We start from the raw sequence: 712 nt of genomic DNA, 5'->3' as shown, positions 1-712 counted from the left end.
GGACAACCCGGCGATCACCGTGCTCAGCGGCACCGAGCGGATCAATCACGCCCTCACCGAGGCCATGATCGAGGCGTCCCGGGAGCTGCTGAGCATCCAGCCCACCACCCAGCAGAGCGAGGCGCGCACCGAGACGGCCCAGGCGCTGGCGCTGGACCGCGACCAGGCCCTGCTGGACCGCGGTGGCCGCATCCGCACCCTGTACCAGCACACACAGCGCTACCGGCCCCTCGTCATGGCGCGCTACGAGCACCTCCGGGGCGACGCCGAGGCCCGCACCCTGGACGAGGTCACCGACCGGCTCATCGTCATCGACCGTGAGGTCGCCTTCATCCCCGCCAACAAGGACCGCACCCTCGCCCTGGAGATCCGTCACGAGGCCCTCGTCGGCTACTTCGTCACGACCTTCGAGCGGCTCTGGCGCCTCGCGATCCCGCTGACGGCGCCCCTGCCCGACACCGGCATCGAAGGCATCTCCCACCGCGAACAGTCCATCGCCGCGCTGCTCGCCGAGGGGCACCAGGACGCGGTGATCGCGGAGCGGCTGGGGATAAGCGTACGGACGTGCCGGGCGCACATCGCGCGGCTGTCGGAGACGCTGGGGGCGGCGAGCCGTACCCAACTCGGGGTGCGCATAGCGCAGGTGGGGCTGGACGGGCCGCGGGCGTCGTCGTCCGATGCCGCCGGGTCCGCCGTGATCCCGTGATCAGGG

General features: G+C 71.8%; 1 protein-coding gene. It reads left to right on the top strand.

The features are described 5' to 3' along the window. A partial coding sequence (locus EAO75_RS44685; protein ID WP_148000857.1) for a helix-turn-helix transcriptional regulator occupies positions 1-706 on the top strand: 706 nt, incomplete at its 5' end. Between the last annotated feature and the right edge of the window lie 6 nt (positions 707-712).

The sequence above is a fragment of the Streptomyces sp. UW30 genome (assembly GCF_008042075.1).
Classification (GTDB): Bacteria; Actinomycetota; Actinomycetes; order Streptomycetales; family Streptomycetaceae; genus Streptomyces.
The sequence above is the reverse complement of the archived record's forward strand: the minus strand, read 5'-3'. Positions and strand labels throughout refer to the sequence as shown.